Annotated in this window: 14 protein-coding genes; 11 read left to right on the forward strand and 3 right to left on the reverse strand. The window is 63.1% G+C overall.

All coding sequences use genetic code 11. The annotated features are described in order from the left end of the window. Positions 1–72 precede the first annotated feature (72 nt). Both rpoH and PAN08_RS01915 read left to right on the forward strand, forming a co-directional pair. The gene (rpoH, locus tag PAN08_RS01910; RefSeq protein WP_269789866.1) at positions 73–948 is read left to right on the forward strand and encodes an RNA polymerase sigma factor RpoH; all 876 of its coding nucleotides are present in this window, start codon (positions 73–75) and stop codon (positions 946–948) included. 190 nt (positions 949–1,138) lie between these two features. Next, positions 1,139–1,540, forward strand: a complete 402-nt coding sequence (locus PAN08_RS01915) for a GFA family protein (protein WP_269789867.1) — start codon at positions 1,139–1,141, stop codon at positions 1,538–1,540. Between the two features lie 33 nt (positions 1,541–1,573). Here the strand turns inward: PAN08_RS01915 and PAN08_RS01920 are convergent, their stop codons facing one another. Next, a complete protein-coding gene (locus PAN08_RS01920; protein WP_269789868.1) occupies positions 1,574–2,869 on the reverse strand; it encodes an NAD(P)/FAD-dependent oxidoreductase in 1,296 nt (431 codons plus the stop codon). A gap of 125 nt (positions 2,870–2,994) precedes the next feature. On the opposite strand from PAN08_RS01920, the gene PAN08_RS01925 reads away from it, so the two are divergent. After that, a complete protein-coding gene (locus PAN08_RS01925) occupies positions 2,995–3,816 on the forward strand; it encodes an NYN domain-containing protein (RefSeq protein WP_269789869.1) in 822 nt (273 codons plus the stop codon). 37 nt (positions 3,817–3,853) lie between these two features. Next, positions 3,854–4,474: a glutathione S-transferase gene (locus PAN08_RS01930; RefSeq protein WP_269789870.1), complete on the forward strand. Its 621-nt coding sequence runs from the start codon at positions 3,854–3,856 to the stop codon at positions 4,472–4,474. A gap of 455 nt (positions 4,475–4,929) precedes the next feature. Here the strand turns inward: PAN08_RS01930 and PAN08_RS01935 are convergent, their stop codons facing one another. Beyond that, complete coding sequence (locus PAN08_RS01935; protein ID WP_269789871.1) at positions 4,930–8,016, reverse strand: TonB-dependent receptor; 3,087 nt, start codon at positions 8,014–8,016, stop codon at positions 4,930–4,932. Between the two features lie 773 nt (positions 8,017–8,789). Here PAN08_RS01935 and PAN08_RS01940 point away from each other — a divergent pair. From PAN08_RS01940 to PAN08_RS01970, 7 genes are all read left to right on the forward strand, one after another. Next, the gene (locus PAN08_RS01940) at positions 8,790–11,243 is read left to right on the forward strand and encodes a GH92 family glycosyl hydrolase (protein WP_269791140.1); all 2,454 of its coding nucleotides are present in this window, start codon (positions 8,790–8,792) and stop codon (positions 11,241–11,243) included. 98 nt (positions 11,244–11,341) lie between these two features. Next, a complete protein-coding gene (locus PAN08_RS01945; protein WP_269789872.1) occupies positions 11,342–12,403 on the forward strand; it encodes a LacI family DNA-binding transcriptional regulator in 1,062 nt (353 codons plus the stop codon). Between the two features lie 46 nt (positions 12,404–12,449). Beyond that, positions 12,450–13,757 carry an L-fucose:H+ symporter permease gene (gene fucP, locus PAN08_RS01950; RefSeq protein WP_269789873.1) on the forward strand — a complete coding sequence of 436 codons (1,308 nt, stop codon included), beginning with the start codon at positions 12,450–12,452 and terminating at the stop codon, positions 13,755–13,757. A gap of 6 nt (positions 13,758–13,763) precedes the next feature. Continuing rightward, positions 13,764–14,759, forward strand: coding sequence for a carbohydrate kinase (locus tag PAN08_RS01955; RefSeq protein ID WP_269789874.1), 996 nt, complete (start codon positions 13,764–13,766; stop codon positions 14,757–14,759). Continuing rightward, the gene (locus tag PAN08_RS01960) at positions 14,756–15,994 is read left to right on the forward strand and encodes an AGE family epimerase/isomerase (protein ID WP_269789875.1); all 1,239 of its coding nucleotides are present in this window, start codon (positions 14,756–14,758) and stop codon (positions 15,992–15,994) included. Before PAN08_RS01955 ends, PAN08_RS01960 begins: the two co-directional genes overlap by 4 nt. Before the next feature lie 127 nt (positions 15,995–16,121). Further along, complete coding sequence (locus tag PAN08_RS01965; RefSeq protein ID WP_269789876.1) at positions 16,122–18,818, forward strand: glycoside hydrolase family 2 protein; 2,697 nt, start codon at positions 16,122–16,124, stop codon at positions 18,816–18,818. Further along, positions 18,818–20,257, forward strand: coding sequence for a glycoside hydrolase family 47 protein (locus PAN08_RS01970; RefSeq protein ID WP_269789877.1), 1,440 nt, complete (start codon positions 18,818–18,820; stop codon positions 20,255–20,257). Before PAN08_RS01965 ends, PAN08_RS01970 begins: the two co-directional genes overlap by 1 nt. 151 nt (positions 20,258–20,408) lie before the next feature. Here the strand turns inward: PAN08_RS01970 and PAN08_RS01975 are convergent, their stop codons facing one another. Further along, positions 20,409–22,604, reverse strand: coding sequence for a primosomal protein N' (locus tag PAN08_RS01975; RefSeq protein WP_269789878.1), 2,196 nt, complete (start codon positions 22,602–22,604; stop codon positions 20,409–20,411). Positions 22,605–22,915 lie beyond the last annotated feature (311 nt).

The raw sequence follows: 22,915 nt of genomic DNA on the forward strand, positions 1-22,915 counted from the left end.
GACAAAAACAGAACACTGGAACTTTTTCTGTACTGGTCAGTCCAATAGCCCGGACTGCTAAGATGAGATCCTATGAACCTGAACACCTCTACTGCCCTTGTGGCAAACAATCTCCCGATTCCCAGTGCGCTTGGCTCGCTGGATGCCTATATCGGTGCCGTGCACCAGATCCCGGTGTTGTCGGTCGATGAGGAGCAGGAGCTGGCACGCCGATTCCGCGATGACCTGGATCTGGACGCCGCCCGTGAACTGGTGCATTCGCACCTGCGCTTCGTCGTGCATGTGGCCCGCGGTTACAACGGCTACGGTCTGCAGCTGGGTGACCTGATTCAGGAGGGCAACATTGGCCTGATGAAGGCAGTGAAGCGCTTCGACCCGGAAATGGGCGTACGTCTGGTGTCCTTCGCGGTGCATTGGATCCGCGCCGAGATGCATGAGTTCATCCTCAAGAACTGGCGCATCGTCAAGGTTGCTACGACCAAGGCGCAGCGCAAGCTGTTCTTCAACCTGCGCAAGTCCAAGACCCGTCTGGGTTGGATGAACGCGGCTGAGGTCAGTGCGGTCGCCAAGGACCTGAACGTCTCCGAGCGTGAAGTGATGGAGATGGAGTCGCGCTTGTCCGGTCGCGATATTGGTTTTGATGCATCGTCTGACGATGATGACGATCACGCACCGCCGTCGCCGGCGGCTTACCTGGTCGCACGCGATGAAGATCCGTCGCAGGCCTATGAGCGCGAGGACAGCCAGGACAACCAGATGCAGCTGCTGCGCGAAGGGCTGGCCAAGCTGGACCAGCGTTCGCGCGACATCATCGCCCGCCGTTGGTTGGACGCCGACAGCAAGGTGACGCTGCAGGAGCTGGCTGATGAGTACGGTGTGTCGGCCGAGCGTATCCGTCAGATTGAAGCCAACGCGCTGAAGAAGATGAAGGCGCTGTTCGCTGCCTGATGAAGGCGCGGCATTGGTGTTAGGCAAAGGCCCGGGGAAACCCGGGCCTTTTTGTATGTGCGGCGTTGGGCCGCGGCCGGTAGTGCTGAGGTGTATTCGGCTGGGGCAATGCCTGTAGAACTCCAGTGGAATTTGGCGCCGCTTTACGGCGGGGTGTAAATTTCGCGACACCTGCGACGTGGAGCCGACGATGAAAGGTAGTTGCCTGTGTGGTGCGATTGAAGTGGTTGCCGGTGAGCATTCCGAGATTGGGCTTTGCCACTGCAGCATGTGCCGGCGTTGGTCGGGTGGCCCGCTATTCGCGGTGCATTGCGATGACAAGGTGCAGTTCAACGGTGGTACGCCCAAGACGTACCGCTCGTCGGAGTGGGCCGAGCGGGGGTTCTGCGGCGAATGCGGCACGCATCTGTACTACCGCCTCATGCCGGACGGTGAGTACTTTGTTCCTGCGGGCTTGTTCCAGGATCACGCGTTCGAACTGGCCAGCCAGATCTTCATTGATGAAAAGCCGCCGTTCTACACACTGGCCAACGACACGCCGACGATGACTGGCAAACAGGTGTTCGAGCAGTTTGCCGCCGGCGACAACTGAGCCACCGACGGCATTGCGGTTACTGCGCTGGCGTCACTGCGTTGATTCGGGTGCTACCGGCCGACGTGAATCGTAGGGGCTGCCGAGGATGATGCGAGCGCTACGCTGGTAGCTCCAGTACGCCACGCCCCAGTTCAGCAGCACCACCAGCCGGTTGCGGAAGCCGATCAGGAAGAACACGTGCGCGGCCAGCCAGAACCACCAGGCCAGCAGGCCGGACAGCTGCAGCTTGCCGACATGCACGATCGCGGCCATGCGACCGATGGTGGCCAGATTGCCTTGGTCGCGGTAGCGGAACGGTGGTGGTGCGGGTTTGTCCTGCAGACGGGCACGGATGCTGTCAGCGATGTGGCTGCCCATCTGCTTGGCGGCCGGTGCCACGCCGGGAACCGGGCGGCCGTCCTCCTGCATCAGTGAGGCCAGGTCGCCGGCGACGAAGATCTCCGGATGGCCGGGGACGGTGAGGTCGGGCAGCACCTGTACGCGGCCGGCGCGATCCAATGGCACATCCAGCGTGCTCCCCAGCGGCGAGGCGGCAACACCTGCGGCCCAGACCACGGTGCGCGCGGGCACGAAGGTATCGCCCAGTTGGAAGCCCTGCGCGTCGATGTTGTTCACCGCTGTGCCGGTGAGCACTTCCACGCCCAGTTTCTCCAGTTGTTGGCGTGCCTTGAGCGAAAGCGCTTCCGGGAACGAGGACAGCACGCGCGGGCCGGCTTCCACCAGGCGCACCTTGGCCGAGGCCGGATCGATGTGGTGAAACTCGTTCTTCAATGTGTGGCGGGCGATCTCGGCCAGGGTACCGGCCAATTCCACCCCGGTTGGGCCGCCGCCGACCACGGCGAAGCTGAGCCAGGCGGCTTTCTTGTCCGGGTCGGATTCGGCTTCGGCGCGTTCGAAGGCCAGCAGCAGCTTGCGGCGCAGGAGCAGGGCGTCGTCCAGAGTCTTCAGGCCGGGGGCGTCCTTGGCCCATTCGTCATGACCGAAGTAGGCGTGAGTGGCGCCGCTGGCGACCATCAGCAGGTCGTAGTCCACGGCGGTGGCATCGCCCAACAGCACGCGACGTTGCTGCTTGTCGACGGCGACCACTTCGCCCAGCCGCACATCAACATTGTCTTGCTTGCGGAGGATATGGCGCAGAGGCGCGGCGATGTCCGGCGAAGACAGGCCGGCGGTGGCAACCTGGTAAAGCAGCGGCTGGAACAGATGGTGGTTGCGACGGTCGATCAGCGTGATGCGCAACGGGGCACTGGCGAGGGCGCGGGTGGCCCATAGGCCGGCAAAACCGCCGCCGACGATAACCAGGTGGGGAACTGGATCGTGTGGCATGGAGTCTCCTTGGGGGCCGGCAAGCCGGCCATTGGCAACAACGGGCGCCGAGGATGATTGCATGTGACATGGCGTGAACACGAGTTGGCGATACTGGTACTTAGCCTTTTGTCATGGAGCGCAACGTGTCTGAACCCGAGAAACGAATCGCACTGTTGATTGATGCCGACAACGCCCCGGCATCGAAGATCGACGAGATCCTGGTTGAAGTGGCCGGCTATGGCGTGGCCAACGTGCGCCGTGCTTACGGCGATTGGAAGAATCCACGTTTGAAAGGATGGGAAAGCGTGCTGCACGAGTTCGCGATCCGGCCTATCCAGCAATTCGCGTATTCCAAAGGGAAAAACGCTTCGGACATGGCGATGGTGGTGGATGGAATGGACCTGTTGTATGCACGGAATCTGGACGCTTTTGCCATTGTCTCCAGTGATGCGGATTTCACGCCGCTGGTGATGCGGCTGCTGACCGACGGCGTGAAGGTGTATGGATTTGGCGAGCAGAAAACGCCGTTGGCCTTCGTCAATGCCTGCTCCAAGTTCATTTATCTGGAAGCGCTGGGGAACACAGAGTCCGATCCACAGGAGGTAACTGGGGAGCCGGCGTTGGCAATTCCCACGCAATCGGCACCGGCTGGCGCGGAAAGCGCGGTGGCAGTGCCTGCAGCGGAGCCGATCAAGCCACGCCCGGGCAGCGACCTGCGCGGCGATGCGCGTCTGGTCAACCTGCTGCGTGGTGCGGTGGAAGCGGCAGCCGATGAACAGGGCTGGGCGATGCTCAGTGCGGTGGGCAACCAGATTGCCAACCGGGCGTCGTTTGACTCGCGCAACTACGGGTATCGAAAGTTGAGTGATCTGATTGTCGCGACCGGCCTGTTCGAATTGAAGAAAGTAGGCAAGGTGCAGTCGGTGCGCGCGCTGCCGCGCAAGGGTACGCGCAGCGAGCGCTAGTAGACTGGATGCAGATGATGATTGAGGAGCGGGGCTGATGCTGAAGATCTGGGGGCGCCACAATTCCAGCAATGTGCGCAAGGTGCTGTGGTGCGCGGAAGAGATTGGGCTGCCGTATGAGTCGATTGAAGTGGGCGGTGCATTTGGCGGCACGCAGACGCCGGAGTACCGCGCAATGAACCCCAATGGGCTGGTGCCGGTGATCGAGGATCACGGTCTGCCGCTGTGGGAGTCCAATACGATCGTGCGCTACCTGAGCGCGCGTTATGCGCTGGGCAGGCTGTATCCAGAAGACGTGGTGCAACGCGCGCAGAGCGAGAAGTGGATGGACTGGACCACGTCCACGTTTGCGGTACCGTTCCGTGATCTGTTCTGGGGCACGTTGCGTACCGCACCGGCCGACCGCGACGAGGTGCGCATTGCCGCGGCCCTGCAGCGTTGTGGCGAGCTGCTGGTACTGGCCGATGCTGAGCTGGAAGGGCAGCCTTGGTTGTCGGGTGAAGCGTTCGCGATGGGCGACATCCCGCTGGGCGCGTTTGCCTATGCGTGGTTTGAAATGCCGATCCAGCGCCCGGACTTGCCGCATCTGGCAGCGTGGTATGCGCGGTTGCGGGAGCGGGCGGCGTATCGGAAAGCGGTGATGACGGCTTTGACGTGAGGCTTTTCGAGGCTTTGCTTGGAGCTTTGTTTGAAGCCCCTCTCCCGCTTGCGGGAGAGGGGTTGGGGTGAGGGCAGCTTTGGCTTTGGTTGAAGAGCAGTAGCAACACAGCAACAGCAACAGCAACAGCAACAGCAACAGCACCCCCATCCGCCCTTCGGGCACCTTCCCCGCAAGCGGGAGAAGGGATGATCAAATGCGGCTGTCAGCTGCAGCTGCAGCTGCAGCCCGCAGCCCGCAGCCCAAAGCCCAAAGCCCAAAGCCCAAAGCCCAAAGCAACCAGCAACAGCGCCTTCATCCGCTTCGGGCACCGCCGCCTTCGCGGGGGCAGGCCCTTTGTTCTCCTGCAGGCGGGAGAAGGGAAAGCAGTCTCCGTCCAGCCTCAAGAAAAAAGCCGCGCTGTTGCCAGCGCGGCTGTTCATCACCGTCGTGCGTTGGGCACGGTTACAACGGTCTTAGAACTTCCAGTTCACTCCGAAGTACATCACACGGCCCGCGTAACCGTTGGAGTAGAAACGGGCCTTGGTGTCGTTGCCAAGATGCGTGCGCGTCTCTTCCTTGGTCAGGTTCAACACCGAGGCAGTCAAGCTCAGTGCCGGGGTGATGTTGTAGGCAGCGTTCAGGTCGATCTGCTGGTAGGGCTCCTGGTAGAGGTTCAGGCCGCTGACCAGGCCCTGCACCACTTCGCCGCGACGGTTCCAGGAGGCACGCAGCAGCAGTTTTTCCACTTCATAGAACACGGTGAAGTTGGCCTGGTTCTCGGCGCTGCCGACCAGCGGTGACTTGCCGATCGCCGTACCGTCTTCCAGGGTGATTGCGGCTTCGTTGGTGTCGTTCCAGGTGTAGTTCGCCTGGAAGCCCAGGCCGAAATCCAACGTGTGCTGCGCGTAGAACTCCACACCCTGCGACACCGCATCACGACCACCGGCGGTGGTGGAGTAGTTCTGCACGACCACGCTCTGGCCGCCGACGTTCTGCGTCACGTCCTGCACCACCGGTACCGAGAAGTTGCTGACGTCCTTGCGGAACAGGCCCAGGCCCAGCACCGAGCCAGGCTGGAAGTACCACTCCACGCCGATGTCGTATTGGGTGGCTTTGTAGGCTTCCAGATTCTTGTTGCTGCCCGAGCCGTACCAGCCCTGCTCGCTGGCACCACCGGTGAGGCGGCGGTCGTTGACGTATTCGGGGCTGAAGTATTCCAGGCTGCCCGGTGCTGCGATGTTGCTGTAGCTCGGGCGTGAGATCACCTTGGAGGCGGCTGCGCGCAGCAGCAGGTTCTCGGTCAGGTCGTAGGCCAGGTTGAAGCTGGGCAGTACGTCGGTGTAGTTGCGGTCCAGGCCGCTGACCGCGAACGACTCTTCGCGCTGCTGGTCGTCCGAGAGCCGCCAGTACCCTTCGGTGCCGCAATAGGTATCGGCGGGTGCGCCACCGGGTACCGTGGCGCCGGCCTGGCAGGCCAGCGGGTTGCCGTTGGCGTCATCGTAGAAGTAGTCGTTGTACGAGGTCACCTTGTCGGTGGAATCAGCGTGTTGGCGGGTGCTGACCACGCGCACGCCGACGTTGCCGCGCAGGCGCTCGGTGCGGAAGTTGGCCTGCAGGTAGGTGGAGTAGATCTTTTCGTCCACGTTGTAGACGAAGTTGTCCTCGTTGCGGGTCTGCATCGGCCCGTAGGTCTTGTTCAGATGGGCGATGTAGGCCGGGTAGTTGATGGCCGGGAACGCGCTTGCATTGATGCCGCCGGCGAGGTTGCCCATGCCGTACACGAAGTCCGGCGAGAACTGCTGGGCGATGTCGTTGCAGCGGCCGTTCCAGTAGCGGTTGCCGTAGTCGCTCGGGTCGGTGCCAGGGCAGGCCCAGTAGCTGTTGCCGGTGCTGCGGTGGATGCCACCGTCACGGTACTTGACGCCGAACTGCAGCGATTCCAGGAAGCCGGAATCGTTGTGCCAGGTGGTATCGATCTGGGCGAACTTCTGCTGGTTGGTGTTACGGGTCCATGACGAGCCGGTGGAGCCGAGGTCAACCTGCAGGATGCCGTTCTTCAGGTTCTGCATCAGTTCCGGCGAGAACGCCATCGACGGCGTGCCGGTCAGGCTCCAGGAGCTGGCCAGGTTGCCCAGGTTCCAACTGCCGTCCGCATTCTGGCTGCGCGGCTTGAGCGGCACCGAGAACTGCAGCGACGGGCCACCCTCGGCCCAGGTGCGCCCGCCCTTGAAGGCGATGTCGACCGATTCACCGATCCATTCGGCGGAGAAATCGACGGTCTGCGACAGTGCCTCTTCGAGGTTGTAGCTGCCGGTGATCTGCGGGGTCGGCACGGTGCAGTCGTCAGAACCCCAACCGCCCGGCGCCATGCCGCCGGCGGCAGCTTGGTCTTCGCTGCAGTAGTAGGTCTTGCCTGGGTGCTTGCTGTAGTTGGCGCCGGTGACGATGGTGCCACTCGGGTCCATGGTCAGCCCGTCGAGCAGGCGCCCGCCGGCCCAGTTGCCGTCACCCCAATAGCGGGCGATGTTCCATTCCGGCACCTTGATGGTGTGGGTCTGGGAGTTCTGCGACAGGTCGAAGCGGAAGTAGTTCGCGGTCAGGGTGAGGTTGTCCACCGGCTTGAACTGCAGGGTGATCTGGCCGCCCTTGCGCTCGCGTTCCTCGTCCTTGACGTCGAGATTCACCGAGGTCGGCATCATGAAGCCGGTGTAGTACTTGCCGTTCTGGTCGTAGAAGCCGGTACCGCCCCACCAGTTGGAGTTGAAGTCGGAGGGGTTGCCGTTGACGTCAACCGCGGTGCCACCTTCGTCACGGCCATACCAGGACCAGCCTTCGGTGCTGGCGCCCATGGTGCGGGTGGTGCGCTTCTGGTTGGTATAACCGACGAACACGCCGAAGCGGTCGTCCTTGTCATGCCACGAATATGAGGCCGAGAGCTGGCCGTCGGTCTTCTTGGTGGTGTCGGCCCAGGTGCCTTCGACGGAGACGAAGCCGGTGTTGGATTCCATGTCCAGCGGGCGGCGCGTGTGCAGGATTACCGTGCCGCCGATGCCGCCTTCGTCGATGCGCGCTTCCGGCGACTTGAACAGTTCGGCGCTGCCCAGCATGTTCGCCGGCAGCAGGGTGTAGTTGAACGAACGGGTCGGGTCGCCGTTGGATTCGGCGGTGGCCACGTAGTTGCCGTTCAACTCGGTCAGGGTCAGCTCCGAGGACAGGCCGCGCACGCTGACGTTTTTACCTTCGCCGCCGTCGCGGGTGACGATCACGCCCGGCACGCGCTGCAGTGCATCGGCGACGTTCTTGTCGGGGAACTTGCCCACGTCTTCGGCGGTGATCACTTCGACCACGGCATTGGCGTCGCGCTTCTGCTCAAGGCTTTTTTCGATGGCGTAGCGGTAGCCGGTGACATTGACGCTATCCAGCGTGGTGGCGCTGGGTGACGGCGTTGCGGTGGTGGTTTGTTGTGCGAAAACACTGGCCGGCAGTAAAGCGGCTGACAGCGCGATGGCGATGGCGGCTGACAAGGTGTCGCGGCCGTGTGTGCGTGCGTTGTGTTTCATTCCCCTCTCCTGGATTGAATACATGGCTGATGCGGAAACTTGAATCGATCTAATTATTGAAGCCGACTTCTGTGTGAGCGCAGGGTGCCCGGTGCATGGCGTTCGAGCCATGGGTGGCCAAGCCCCCGCATCTTCCTGATTTCCGGCAATCGTGGTCATTCGATTTGGATCGATCTAAACGATTGGCGCGGATTTTTTAGCACAGGCCGGGGGCCGACGCATGTTGCTACGCAATATGGAAGCGGGGGTTTGGGGCGCAGAGGGGCGGGGCCGGTGGTACCGGGCGTCTGGCGAAGCATCGGCCAGGCCGGAGTGCCGTCGGGCAGCCACCAGCCCCCGCGCAGCAGAGGGCGCTCCTCCGACGGTTGCATGGCGCGGAGGTTGCGCCTGCAGGCGCCTTTTTGCCGCCTGATGCTGCGCCGCAGAATGCATGCGCGGAAATTGTCATGCTTTACTTGGATCGATCTAAATTCGCGGGGCGCGGGATCTGGGGCAATGGAAAGGGGGCCGCAACCGCGCGCCGCCATCGCTCCGACCAGGCTCCCCTCTCACCAAGGTGTTCGTGACCATGCTCAGGTTCCTCCCCGATCGTTACCTTGCCTGTCGCTCCTTTGGACGTCGGTTTTCCCTAGCCGAACGCCAGCCAGTTTCCTGATCCCGGCACTCTCTCCCCCATCCCTCACCGGATGGGCCGGGCATCAGCGGCCCGGCTTCGGCCGGGCCACCCTCTCGCCGTACCGACATCGACCCACAGGATCCAGTTCATGAGCCGCATGCCGTCCGCCACGTTGCTTCACCCTCTGCGCCACCCGTTGACGGGCCTGGCCTGTCTGCTGGCGCTGTCGTTCGCGCCGCTGCTGCAGGCAGCACCGGCTGCGTTGGAGCGCGAGGTCAACACCTTCATCGGCAGCAAGGACGACGGCAACACCTACCCGGGTGCCTCGGCGCCGTTCGGTTTGATCCAGGTCAGCCCCATCGGCAGCCATTACGCCGGCTGGCGTTATGACGATGAAAAAATCCGTGGCTTCGGGCATTCCTTCATTTCCGGCGCCGGGTGCTGGGAGCAGGGCGGTCAGGTGTCGGTGTTGCCGGTCACCGGCAGCATTGGCCCGGGTGGCGATTTCGATACCAAGGATGCCAAGCGCTTCGATCACAAAAACTACGCTTCGGCCTACAGCCATGACGGTGAAGTCGGGCAGGCCGGCTACTACAAGGTGCGCCTGACCAACTACGGCGGCATCGACGTGGAAACCACCGCGCGCACCCGTGCTGCGAGCGAGCGTTACACCTTCAGCGCCGGCAGCGGCCAGGGCCATGTGCTGATCAACGTGAGCCAGGCCAATGAGCGGCATTCGGTGATCGGCAGCGTCGTTGATGTGGTCGGCGACCGTGCGGTGGAAGGCAAGCTGGTGACCAAGAGTTTCTGCGGTGGTCATCAGTACACCACGTGGTTCCGCATTGAGTTCGACCGTCCGTTCAAGGCCTTTGGCACCTGGGGCGAGGGCGGTGGCCTGCCCAATGCGCGCCACAGCATGGAAGGCGAACTCAAGCCCAACGGTGCGTGGCTGAGTTTTGATCTGGCCGATGGCCGTGCGGTAACCGCCACCAGCGCGATCTCGCATGTGGATGCAGAAGGCGCACGCAACAACCTGCGCGTCGATGGCATGCAGGGCGACACGCTGTTGAGCTTTGACCGCATGCGCACGCTGGCGCAGCAGGCTTGGCGCAAGGAACTGGATGCCGTGCGTGTGCAGGGCGGCACGGCCGACGACCGCACCGTGCTGTACACCGCGCTGTATCACGCGCTGCTGCAACCGATGACCGGCAGCGATGCTGATGGTCGGTACCGCGGCTATGACGATGCTATCCATCGCGCCGATGGTTGGACCTACTACGAGTACTTCTCGCTGTGGGACACCTACCGCACGCAGAACCAATGGCTGGCGATGACTCGCCCAGAGGTGGCGCGCGATATCGGCCGCAGTCTGTTGGCCATCAACGAACAGGGTGGTTGGTTGCCGCGCTGGGGCTATGCGAATTTTGAAACCAACATCATGACCGGCGATCCGGTGACACCGTTCCTGGTGGACTTGTGGCGCTTTGGTGCGCTGACAGGACGTGAGGCCGATGCGTGGACTGCGCTGCGTCGCAATGCGTTCTCGATGCCGCCGATGAACTCGCGTTTTGCGGGCCGTTCCGGCAACGCCAGCTATCTGGCCAACGGCTACGTAGCATATGACCGTGCATTCCCGTCCAAGGGCATGGATGTCGATCCGCATCACGGCGGCTCGGCCACACTCGAATATGCACTGGCCGATTGTGCATTGGCGCAAATGGCAGATGGCCTTGGCCATGCCGACGACGCCAAGGCATTGCGCGAGCGCGGCGGCAACTGGCACAAGGTGTGGGATGCGGATGTGCGCGATGCCGAAACCGGCTTCAGTGGCTTCCCGCGCCCGCGTGCCGAAGGCGGCCAGTGGTACACGCCGGCCGATGGCCATTACAGCCCGCGTTCGCAGCATGGTTTCCACGAAGGTACCGGTTGGCAGTACCAGTGGCTGGCACAGCAGGACATGCCAGGGCTGGTGACTGCGATGCATGGCCGCGAGCAGGCGGCCGCCCGACTGGACGCCTTCTTCGCTTACGACGCACTGCTGGAGGCGCCGCTTACGGCTGCGCGCAAAGAGTGGGTAGTTGGCCCGTACAGCTACTACAACCAGTACCGCTACAACCCGAACAACGAACCGGACCTGCATTCCCCGTGGATGTACACGCTGATCGGCCAACCGTGGAAGACCGCCACCGTGGTGCGTGCCGCGCAGCAACTGTTCACCAACGCGCCCAACGGCGTCACCGGCAATGACGACCTGGGCACGATGTCGGCCTGGTACCTGTTCAGTGCGCTGGGCCTGTACCCCGCCGTGCCGGGCAGCGGCGAATTGCTGCTGCATGCACCGCGCTTCAGCAATGCGCAGATCCAGCTGGGCAATGGCCGCACCTTGGAGTTGCAGGCGCCCGGCGCCGATGGCCGCAGCCTGCAGTACATCCAGGGTGTGCAGTTCAACGGCAAGTCGCAGCAGAAGGTATGGCTGGATTGGGAACAGCTGCGCCTGGGCGGCACGGTGCGCTTTGCACTGGGTGCGCAGGCGCCGGAGCAGGGCTGGGGCACTGCTGTGGCAGACCTGCCGGTGTCGTATTGCGCCACCCCGGGTAGCGAACTGAAGTGAGTGCCAAGCGCAACAAGCCTGCTGCCACAACGCTGGGCGCCGATGGGCGCCCCGGCGATCCATTAGGCTTGGCGCAACCAGACAGACCAGCGGAAGCAATGAACGAGAAATCTCCAGGCGCCGGCAAGGGCGTACGCAAGGCTGCCAACCGGGCCGTCACCGTCACCGATATCGCGCAGGCGGTGGGTGTGTCGCGGGCGACCGTGTCGCTGGTATTGCGTGGCAGCCCCTTGGTCAATGTCGACACACGGGCCAAGGTTGAAGCCGAGTTGCGGCGCCAGCGTTATGTGTACAACCGTACTGCGGCCAATCTGCGCAGACGCACATCGTCATCGATCGCGTTGGTCATCAATGATCTCTCCAACCCGTTCTTCGCCGAATTTGCATCGGGTGTGGACGAGGCACTGGGCGGCAAAGGCTATGTGACCCTGCTCGGCAGCACCGGCGAATCCCCGGAGCGGCAGCAGGCGGTGTTGTCGACCCTGATGGAACACACGCCCACCGGTTTCATTCTTTCGCCGGCCGAAGGCAGCGACACGCAGGCGCTGACGCAGGTGCTGGGTGCCCATGCCAACGTGCTGCTGTTCAACCGTGAACTGGTCGGTGCCGAGTGGGATTTCCTCACCCTCGACAATCAACACGGCGCCTATATGGCCACGCGCCATCTGATCGAACGTGGACATCGTGATATCGCTTTCTTCGGTGGGCATGCGGTGTCCAGTTCATGCCACCAGCGCCGCACCGGTTACCAGCAGGCACTGAATGAGGCCGGCCTGCCGGTGCGTCCGGAATGGGTGATTGAATCAGCTCCCAATCGGCTGGAAGCCGCTGCACGCACGGGTGAGTTGTTCAGCAGTGAACAACGCCCGAGCGCGGCGGTTTGCTACAACGACACGGTGGCACTCGGCCTGATGCTGGGCCTGACGTCGCGCGGCATTCGTCCCGGCGGTGACTTTGCCGTCACCGGTTTTGATGACATCTCCGAAGCCGCCGTCGCCGTGCCACCGCTGACCACGCTGACCGCCGATCCGCGTGAGCGTGGCCGTCAGGCGGCAGCACTGCTGCTGCAGCGGCTGGACAACCCCGATGCACCACCGATGCGCACCGTCGCACCGGTACAGCTGCGTATCCGCGAAAGCAGTGCCGCGCGGCCGATCTGACTTTCCACTCACCCTTCCGACATCACCGCACCGAGGCGTACCGCGCATGGCGATACCAACAACACCGCTGAAAACGACAGGTTCCTCCGCCTCGGTGGTCAATCCCCGGATGGCGCTGGCGGTGGCCACCACCATCTTCTTCATGTGGGGCTTTTTGACCAGCCTCAACGACGTGTTGATTCCGCATCTGAAGGCGGTGTTCGAGTTGAACTACACCCGCGCGATGCTGGTGCAGTTCACCTTCTTCGGTGCGTATTTTTTGATGTCGTTGCCGGCCGGTCGGCTGGTAGCGCGGCTGGGTTACAAGAACGGCATTGTCGCCGGCCTGGTGATTGCCGGCATCGGCGCGTTGGGTTTCTGGCCGGCTGCAGCGCTGCGCGTCTATGAAGGCTTCCTGGCCTCGCTGTTCGTGCTGGCGACCGGCATCACCGTGTTGCAGGTGGCCGCCAATCCGTATGTGGCATTGCTCGGCCCGGAGCAGACTGCTTCCAGCCGGCTGACGCTGGCCCAGGCGCTCAACTCGCTGGGCACCACCTTGGCGCCCTTGTTCGGTGGTCTGCTGATCCTGGGTACCACGGTCAAGAGTGGCGACCAGATCGACGCGCTGCCGGCCGCCGAACAACTTGCCTATCGGGTCACCGAAGCGCAGTCGGTACAGGGGCCGTATGTCGGTCTGGCCATCGCGCTGGTGCTGCTTGCAGTTTTCGTTTATCTGTTCCGCCTGCCGCCGTTGTCAGAGGCCACCGAGCAGGCTGACAGGAGCCATCACACCTTGATGGATGCCCTGCGTCAGCCGCATGTGCTGTTCGGCGTACTGGCAATCTTCTTTTACGTGGGCGCGGAAGTGTCTATCGGCAGCTTCCTGGTCAACTACTTGTCGATGCCGGAAATCGGTGGGTTGACCGAGCAGCAGGCTACCAACTATGTGTCGCTGTATTGGGGCGGTGCGATGATCGGCCGCTTCGCCGGCTCGGCGCTGCTGGTGCGGTTGTCGCCGCGCAAGCTGCTGGCCGGTTTTGCCGTGGCCAATGTGGTGTTGCTGGCGCTGACCTTGATGTCCTCCGGGCAGACCGCGCTGTACTGCATTGTGGCGACAGGCCTGTTCAATTCGATCATGTTCCCGACCATCTTCGCACTCGGTATCGAGCGACTCGGGCCGCTGACCAACAAGGCGTCCAGTCTGTTGATCATGGCCATCGTCGGTGGTGCGTTGATTCCGCTTCTGCAGGGTGTACTGGCTGACCGTATCGGCCTGCATCACTCTTTCATCGTGCCGCTGCTCTGCTACGGCTACGTCATTTTCTACGGACTGGTGGGCTCACGCCCCCGTACCGGCAACGGCCAGGGGGGCTGAGGCCAGATGGGCAAGATTGTTTGTTTCGGCGAAATTTTGATCGATCTATTAGCGCAGCCGCCGGCCACGCCGGAGACGCCGCGCGCATTCCTGCAGTACGCCGGTGGTGCACCCGCCAATGTCGCGGTCGCCGCCGCGCGACTGGGTGCCAGCAGCCATTTTGCCGGCATGCTGGGCCGTGACATGTTTGGTGATTTCCTGGCCGAGAGCTTGGCCGAGGCCGGCGTCGGCACCGGTTGCATCGTACGTACCGACGCGGCCAAGACCGCGTTGGCATTCGTCGCATTGGATGCCGATGGCGAGCGCAGTTTCAGTTTCTACCGGCCACCGGCAGCAGACCTGCTGTTCCGCAGCGAGGATTTCCAACCGGCCTGTTTCGACGGCACCGGCTGCTTCCACGTCTGCTCCAACAGCCTGACCGAACCGGCCATTGCGCAGACCACCTTCACCGGCATGGAGCGCGCGCGCGCTGCCGGTGCTGTGGTCAGTCTGGATCTCAATCTGCGCCCGGCACTGTGGCCGGCCGATGCCGATCCGACACCGTGGCTGTGGCAGGCACTGGAGCGGGCCGATCTGGTCAAGCTGTCGCGTGAGGAGCTGGACTATCTGGCAAAGCCGTACGGCAGCGATGGTGAAGCGCAGGTGCTACAGCGCTTGTTGGCGGCACAGGCGCGCTGGGTGATCGTCACCGATGGCGCGGGTCTGCTGCGTTGGACCACCCGCGACGGTCACGGTGAGGTGCCCAGCTTCCGCGTCGATGCCGTGGATACCACGGCCGCTGGCGATGCCTTTGTCGGTGGCGTGCTGTACGGCCTGGCTGAGCGTGCGGCCACCGGCGCGGGCTTCGCCGCGTTTTGCCACGATGCACAGGCCATCACCGACACGCTGCGCTTCGCCGCAGCGGTGGGCGCATTGGCGGTCACCCGTAAGGGCGCATTCGCGGCCATGCCTACCTTGGAAGAAGTGCAAAAGCTGCTGCAGCAACAGGACGCCACCGCATGAATACCACCGCTCCCGACTTCCGCTCCCCGGCCTTTCTGCGTGCGCATATCGCCGACACGATGGCCTTCTACCATCCGCACTGCATCGATCCGCAGGGGGGCTTCTTCCATTACTACCGTGACGATGGCAGCGTCTACGATGCGCATCATCGTCATCTGGTCAGCAGTACGCGCTTCGTCTTCAACTATGCGATGGCTTACCGCGAATACGGCAACGCCGAGTATCTGGACGCGGTGAAACATGGCGTGGATTACCTGCGCAACGTGCATCGCAATCCGGCTACCGGCGGCTATGCGTGGACGCTGCGCGATGGTCAGGTCGAAGACGACATGAACCACTGCTATGGCGTCGCCTTCGTGTTGCTGGCCTACAGCTGCGCGCTGAAGGCCGGTATCGAGCAGGGCCGGGTGTGGATGGACGAAACCTGGCAGCTGCTGGAGCGCCACTTCTGGGAACCGCAACACGGCTTGTACCGCGATGAAGCCGATGCGCAGTGGAACTTCACGGGGTACCGCGGTCAGAACGCCAACATGCATATGTGCGAAGCCATGTTGGCCGCGTTCGAAGCCAGCGGTGAACAGCGCTATCTGGAGCGCGCACTGCAGCTGGCTGACAACATGACCCGTCGCCAGGCCGCCAAGGCCGGTGGGTTGGTGTGGGAGCACTACGACACCGAGTGGAACATCGATTGGGATTACAACCTCGACAATCCCAAGCATCTGTTCCGCCCGTGGGGCTTCCAGCCCGGTCACCAGACCGAATGGGCCAAGTTGCTGATGATCCTCGACCGCCACGTGCAGGCCGATTGGCTGGTGCCGACCGCGCGTCATCTGTTCGACACCGCAATGGCGTGCTCGTGGGATGACGCACGCGGCGGCCTGTATTACGGCTTCGCGCCGGAAGCACGTCGCCAGCCCGGCATGGATGGCGCACCGATCGGCGGCGACAGCTTTGTCTGCGACGACGATAAATATTTCTGGGTGCAGGCCGAGTCACTCGCTGCGGCTGCATTGCTCGCCAAGCGCACCGGCGATGAGAACTATTGGCAGTGGTACGACCGGCTGTGGGCGTACTCGTGGGAGCACATGGTCGATCACCAGTACGGCGCGTGGTTCCGCATTCTTGATGCGGATAATCGCAAGTACAGCGACGAGAAGAGCCCGGCCGGCAAGACCGACTACCACACCATGGGCGCCTGTCACGAAGTGTTGAACGTGGTACGCGAGGCGCGTTGAGCCTTGGGTGCAGGGTTTACGTCGTCATCCCCGCAGTCTTGGCGATGACGGCGTCATGAGCTTCAAAGCCCGGTAAGGCAACCACCGGAATCAGCGGCACGGAGGAGGTGACATGCAACGCACAGGCATGCAATTTGGATCGATCCATAAGCACCTCGCTCGGCGCTGGCGGGGTGCGTTGTTGTGCCTGTTGTGCAGCTTGGTCAGCACGGCGTTGGCCGCACCGCTGCAGGCGCAGTGGAGCTTCCGGCTGCTGCCCGGCGATGCGCAGCTGCAGGCGCATGCGGGCCTGGATGCCTGGCGCCCGGCGCAGGTGCCGGGCAGCGTGCATACCGATCTGATGGCGGCAGGCGTGATCGGCGATCCGTATGTCGGCGCGGCCGAAGCCGGGCTGCAGTGGATCGGCCTGGGCGATTGGGAGTACCGCGCGCGCTTTGATGTGGACGCGGCGACATTGGCAAAGCGTCATACCGAACTGCGTTTCGATGGCCTGGATACCTTTGCGGAAGTCAGCCTCAACGGCGCGCCGCTGTTGAAGGCCGACAACGCGCACCGCACCTGGCGTGCGCGCGTCGAGGGACGCCTGCGCGCAGCGGGAAACGAGCTGCACATCGTGTTCCGTTCACCGATCCGCACCTTGCTGCCGCAGGTGCAGGCCATGCCGCACAAAATCGCCGGCAACTATCCCTCGCCCTATGGTGATGAGCCGAAGGATGCGATGGTCGGCAACTTCGTGCGCAAGCCGGCCTATCACTTTGGCTGGGATTGGGGCCCGCGATACGTGACCGCAGGCGTGTGGCGCGACGTGCAACTGGAAAGCTGGAACGACAATCGCATCACCGATCTGGCCGTGCGTACCAATGCACTGGATGCACAGCGCGCCAACCTGAGCGTGCTGCTGGAGCTGGAGCAGGGCGAGACAGTCGGCAAGGCCGAAATCGTTGTCGAGGTGTTCGACCCGGACGGCAAACGCGTCGCGCGCATTGAACGTGATGCCACTTTGCAGCCGGGCAGCAACACGCTGCAGCTGCCGTTGAGCATCGATCAACCACGTCGCTGGTGGCCGGTAGGCTACGGTGCGCAGGATCGCTACACCGTGCAGGCACGCGTGGGACATGGCCGCGATGCCGCGCATCAGGCCAGCATTCGCACCGGTCTACGCACTGTGGAGCTGCGCCGCGAACTGGACAAGGACGGTGGGCAGGGCTTTGCGTTCGTCATCAATGATGTGCCGGTGTTCGCCAAGGGAGCGAACGTGATTCCGTTCGATGCCTTTCCAGCACGGGTCACGCGCGAGCGCCTGCGTCGCGATCTGCAGGCCGCGCGCGATGCCAACATGAACATGCTGCGCAACTGGGGCGGCGGTTATTACGAGGACGATGCGTTCTTCGACATCGCCGACGAACTTGGCCTGTTGGTCTGGCAGGACTTCATGTTCGGTGGCGGTATGCAGCCCGGTTACGATCCTGCGTTCCGCAGCAACGTCGTGGCCGAGGCGCGTGACAACATCCGCCGCCTGCGTCATCACCCGAGCATCGTGCTGTGGTGTGGCAACAACGAGGAAGAAACCGCGTGGAAGGATTGGGGCCACGGCAAGCAATTGACCGAGGCGGATCCGGTTTTCGCCGCGAAGGTCTGGCAAGGCTATGTCGATCTGTTCGGTACCGATCTGCGCAAGGTGGTAGCGGAGGAGAGCCTGGGTGTGCCGTACTGGTCGAGTTCGCCGAGCAACGATCTGGACAGCAAGGCCAACGATTCGCGCCGTGGCGACAAACATTATTGGGAGGTATGGGGCGGGCCCGCGTTGCCGGTAACTGCTTACCTGCGCCAGACGCCGCGCTTCATGTCCGAGTACGGCTTGCAGGCATGGCCGCAGTTGTCCACGGTGGATGCGTTCGCGACGAAGCAGGAACAGCAAGTGGAGGGCGAGGTGATCCGCGCCCATCAGAAATTCATGGCCGGCAAGGGCAATGAGCGCCTGCTGCACTACATCGAGATGGAGTACGGCACGCCGCGTTCGTTCGCTGAGTTCGTCTATCTCAGCCAGGTGATGCAGGCCGAGGGCATTGAACTGGCCGCGCTGCATCATCGCGCCTCGCGTCCTTACACGATGGGTTCGTTGTACTGGCAGCTCAATGATGTTTGGCCGGGTGCGTCGTGGTCGAGTGTGGATTACTTCGGTAACTGGAAAGCGCTGAACTTCCACGCACGTCGCTTCTTTGCCGAGGTGGCAGTCGCCGCATTGCGCGATGCCGGGGAAACCCGTGTCAGCCTGCTCAACGATGGCCAGACACCGCTTGCCGCACAGCTGCGCTACCGGGTGATGGATTTCGACGGACGCATACTCCAGGAGCAGCAGCGGGCGGTGACATTGGCGCCGTTGGCGGCTACCGAGGTCACACGTCTGAGTGATGCCGCGTTGCTGAAAGGCGCCGATCCGCGTCGCACGCTGGCGGTATTCGAGTTGATTGATGACGGCAAAGTGCTGGCACAGCGAATCGTTTACTTCGCTGCTGCAAAGGAACAGCTGCTTGCCGCCGACCAGGTGCAGGCCGAGCTGCAGACGGAAGGCGATCACTACCGACTGCGCTTGAACAGCCGCAGCCTTGCGCGTGCGCTATGGATCGATTTCGGTAATGCCGATGCCCACGTCGAAGACAACGCTTTCGATCTGCTGCCCGGGCAACCCTATGACGTGGTCGTGCGCAGCCGCGCCGGCCTGTCCACCCTGCGTGCCGCACTGCGTCTACAGACGCTCGGCGATGCGCTGCACTCCAACCCCGCTCCATCGCAAGACAACGCTTCCGTCCAGAGGATTCCATGATGACCCGTGCCCTGCGTAGTGCCCCCTTGGTAGTCGCCGTGATGTTGGCGCTCTCTGCCTGCAACAACACGACCGCGCCCGCTGCTTCCAATACTCCCGCCGCGCCCGCAACGGCGGCAACCCAAGCGCCGCTGGCCGATGTGCCGGTCGTGGATGACGCCGAAGCTGCGCGCATGGCTGAGCAGGTGCGCGAAGCCACCCGCCATGCATGGCAGGGCTACATGCAGTACGCCAAGGGCCACGATGACCTGAAGCCGCTCACCGCCAAGCCGCGCGACTGGTATCCGGTGCCGCTGCTGATGTCGCCGGTCGATGCACTGGACACACTGTTGCTGCTCGGCATGGACAAGGAAGCCAACGAAGCGCGTGAGCTGATCGTCAGCCAGCTCTCGTTCGACCAGGACATCGACGTGCAGAACTTCGAGGTCACCATCCGTCTGCTCGGTGGCCTGCTGTCGGCCTACCAGATGACCAACGACGAGCGTCTGCTCAAGCTTGCCGACGATCTCGGCACGCGTCTGTCGCCGGTATTCGACAGCCCCACCGGCCTGCCGTACACCCACGTCAACCTGCGCACTGGCAAGACCAGTGGCAAGATCAGCAACCCGGCCGAGACCGGCACGCTGCTGCTGGAATTCGGCACGCTGGCCAAGCTCACCGGCAAGCAGGCGTACTATGACAAGGCCAAGCGTGCGCTGGTGGAAACGCACAACCGTCGTTCGAAGATTGGTCTGGTGGGTTTGAACATCAACGTTGAAACCGGCGAGTGGACCAACAAGGACGCCTCCATCGCGGGGGGCATCGACTCGTACTACGAGTACCTGCTCAAGTGCTGGAAGCTGTTCGGCGACGAAGACTGCAAGCGTATGTGGGACGAGAGCATCGGCCCGGTCAATCAGTACCTGGCCGATGAAGTGCGTGAGGGTGAGCTGTGGTACGGCCACGCCGACATGGATACCGGCAAGCGCACCTCGTCGACGTATGGCGCGCTGGATGCCTTCATGCCAGGCCTGTTGGCACTGGGGGGTGACCTGGATCGCGCCAAGCGTCTGCAGGAGTCGAATCTGAAGATGTGGCGCTTGAACGGCATCGAGCCGGAGTCGCTGGATTACGCAGCGATGGAAGTGCGCTCGCCGAGTTATGCGTTGCGCCCGGAGATCGTCGAGTCGGCGTACTACCTGCACCATTACACCGGTGATGCGCGCTACCGCGGCATGGGCAAGGAGTTCTTCGATGACTTCGTGCGTTACACCCGCACCGAGCACGGCTTTGCCGCACTGAAGGATGTGCGCAGCAAGGAGAAGGACGACTCGATGGAGAGCTTCCTGTTTGCCGAGACGTTCAAGTACTACTACCTGTTGTTCGCCCCGGCCAAGACCCTCGACTTTGACGGCGTGGTGTTCAACACCGAAGCGCATCCACTGCGCAAGACCTGGTAAGTCTGCGCAGCAACGGCGGCCCTCACCCCAACCCCTCTCCCGCATGCGGGAGAGGGGCTTTGAGCATCAGTAGACACAGACCTGAGCCCCTCTCCCGCATGCGGGAGAGGGGTTGGGATGAGGGCCGCTCTTCAAGCTAAAAAACGCCACCTCAATAAAGATCCATCGGGTCCACATCCAACGACCAACGCACGCGCCGCGCCTGCGGCAGCGCATACACCCGCGGCATCAACTGAGCGAGCAGGCCATGCAATGGCCGTCGCTGTTCGGCCGACAGCAACAACTGCGTACGCTGAAACCCAGCCCGGCGTGGCATCGGTGCCGGCATCGGGCCATAGCGTTCGACACTGCTTTCGCCCGGTATCAGGTGCTTCACGGCGGCCAGAAATTCATTGGCCTGTTCCACTTGCTTGGCCTCGGCGCGCATCAGCCCCAGATGTGCGAACGGCGGGAAGCCCGCAGCCTCGCGCTGTAACAGTTCCGCCTCGGCAAAGGCGTGGTAACCGCCGTTGACCAGCGTATGCAGCAGCGCGTTGTCAGGATGATGTGTCTGCAACCACACTTCGCCAGGGCGTTCAGCGCGGCCCGCACGGCCAGCCACCTGGATCAGCTGCTGCGCCAGTTTCTCGCTGGCGCGGAAGTCCGCCGAGAACAGGCCTTCATCGATGCCCACCACCACCACCAGGGTGAGCTTGGGCAGGTCGTGGCCCTTGGCCAATATCTGCGTGCCGACCAGAATGCCTGGCTGCTCACCGAGCGTGGCCAGTGTCTGTTCCAATGCATCGCGGCGCGTGGTGGTGCCGCGATCAATGCGCAGCACCGGGTAATCGGGGAACAGCTGCAGCAAGCGTTCTTCCAGACGCTCGGTGCCAATGCCCTGTGGTTGCAGGGCAAGGCTGGCGCAATCGGGGCAGGCCAATGGCACCGATTGTCGCGCGCCACAGTGATGGCATTGCAGGCGACGACCACCACCATGCACCGTCATGGGTGTGGTGTGCAGCGGCGTGCTGCACCGTTTGCACGGTGCGGTCCAGCCGCAGTCGTGGCATAGCAGCACCGGCGCGTAACCACGGCGGTTTTTGAACACCAATACCTGGCTGCCAGCCTTCAGGTGTTGGCCGATGCCGACCAGCACTTCCGGCGACAAACCATCCTGCAGCGGTCGCTTGCGCACGTCGAACACCCGCACGCCCGGTGGCTTTGCATCACCGGCGCGCTGCTGCAGTCGCAGGTGCGTGTACCGGCCGCTGCGTGCGTTATGCAGCGATTCCAGCGATGGCGTGGCACTGCCCAGCACCACCGGCACATTCAGTGCTTTGCCGCGCACCAAGGCAAAGTCACGCGCGTGATAGCGGATGCCGTCCTGCTGCTTGTAGCTGCCGTCGTGTTCTTCATCGATGACGATCAAACCGGCCTGCGGCAACGGCGTGAAAATCGCCGAGCGTGTGCCGACGATCACCCGTGCTTCGCCACGCGATGCCGCCGCCCACACCCGTGCGCGTTCGTTGTCGTTCAAGCCCGAATGCAGTGCGTGTACCGGGATGCCCAGGCGGCTGCGGAAGCGCGTCAGCATCTGTGGCGTCAGCCCGATTTCCGGGACCAGCACCAGCGCCTGACGGCCCTGCTGCAGGCAACGGCGGATCGCCTGCAGATAGACCTCGGTCTTGCCGCTGCCGGTGACACCATCGAGCAGGAATGGCTGGAAGCCATCGCAGCCGTTGATGGCATCAATGGCAGTCTGCTGCTGCGGGTTGGGTGTTGGGCCGGGCCGGGTGTCGGCCTGCGGGATCAATGCGGGAACATCAACCCGCACGGCGAAACCGCGTTTGGCCAGCGCGCGGGCCGCGCTGCGCCAGTCGTCGAGCTGGTCGTCCAACAGGTCTTCGTTGACCGCGCCGCCGTGCAACAGGGCGGCGAGCCGCTGCGGGCGGGTACCGGAACGCAGCTTGGCCAGACCGTCGCGACCGACGTCGGTCAGCTCCCAAGCCCAGCCGTGGGTGTCAGGTAATGCCTCGCCTCGGCGCAGGGGAGCCGGCAGGGCGGTGGCGATCACTTCGCCCAGGGGCGCATGGGTGTAGCGCGAGAGCCAATGCAGCGAGCTGGCCAGTTCACCATCGATCAGCGGCGACGGGTCCAGCCACTCCAGCGCAGCGCGGAGCGGGGCGTCGCCGTCGGCCTGGCCGATGCTTTCCACCACCCCGACCAGCTCACGCGGGCCGAACGGCACCCGCAGGCGTCGGCCCACATCGCCGCTGTCCGGCGTGGGGCTGCCTTCGGGTGGCAGGTAGTCGAACAATTGCGGTAACGGCACCGGCAGGGCGATGCGCAAGGTGAGGCAGGCAGGCATGGGCGGCAGTGTAGCGTCAGCGGACGAGTGACCAGCGCTCATCGGCTTGCGTTGTGTTGTTGTGAACGTGGGCATAAATGGCGCGTAAACGCAGGCCCTGATTGGGGATTTTGGCTTATCCACATTTGCTGTGGATAACTCTGTGGGTGAACATTGTGCTCCACGCGGTTTGGACGACGGTTCAAGCCTCAGGGTTAACTTGGACAAAAAATAGCCAAATTAATTAATTCAATTTAATCAATAAGTTGGCCGTGAAACAAAAACGAAATGTGGGTCTGCCCAACGCTATGCGTGAACTCTGTTACAGGGTA

This window comes from Stenotrophomonas sp. Iso1, from assembly GCF_027497995.1.
Lineage (GTDB): Bacteria > Pseudomonadota > Gammaproteobacteria > Xanthomonadales > Xanthomonadaceae > Stenotrophomonas.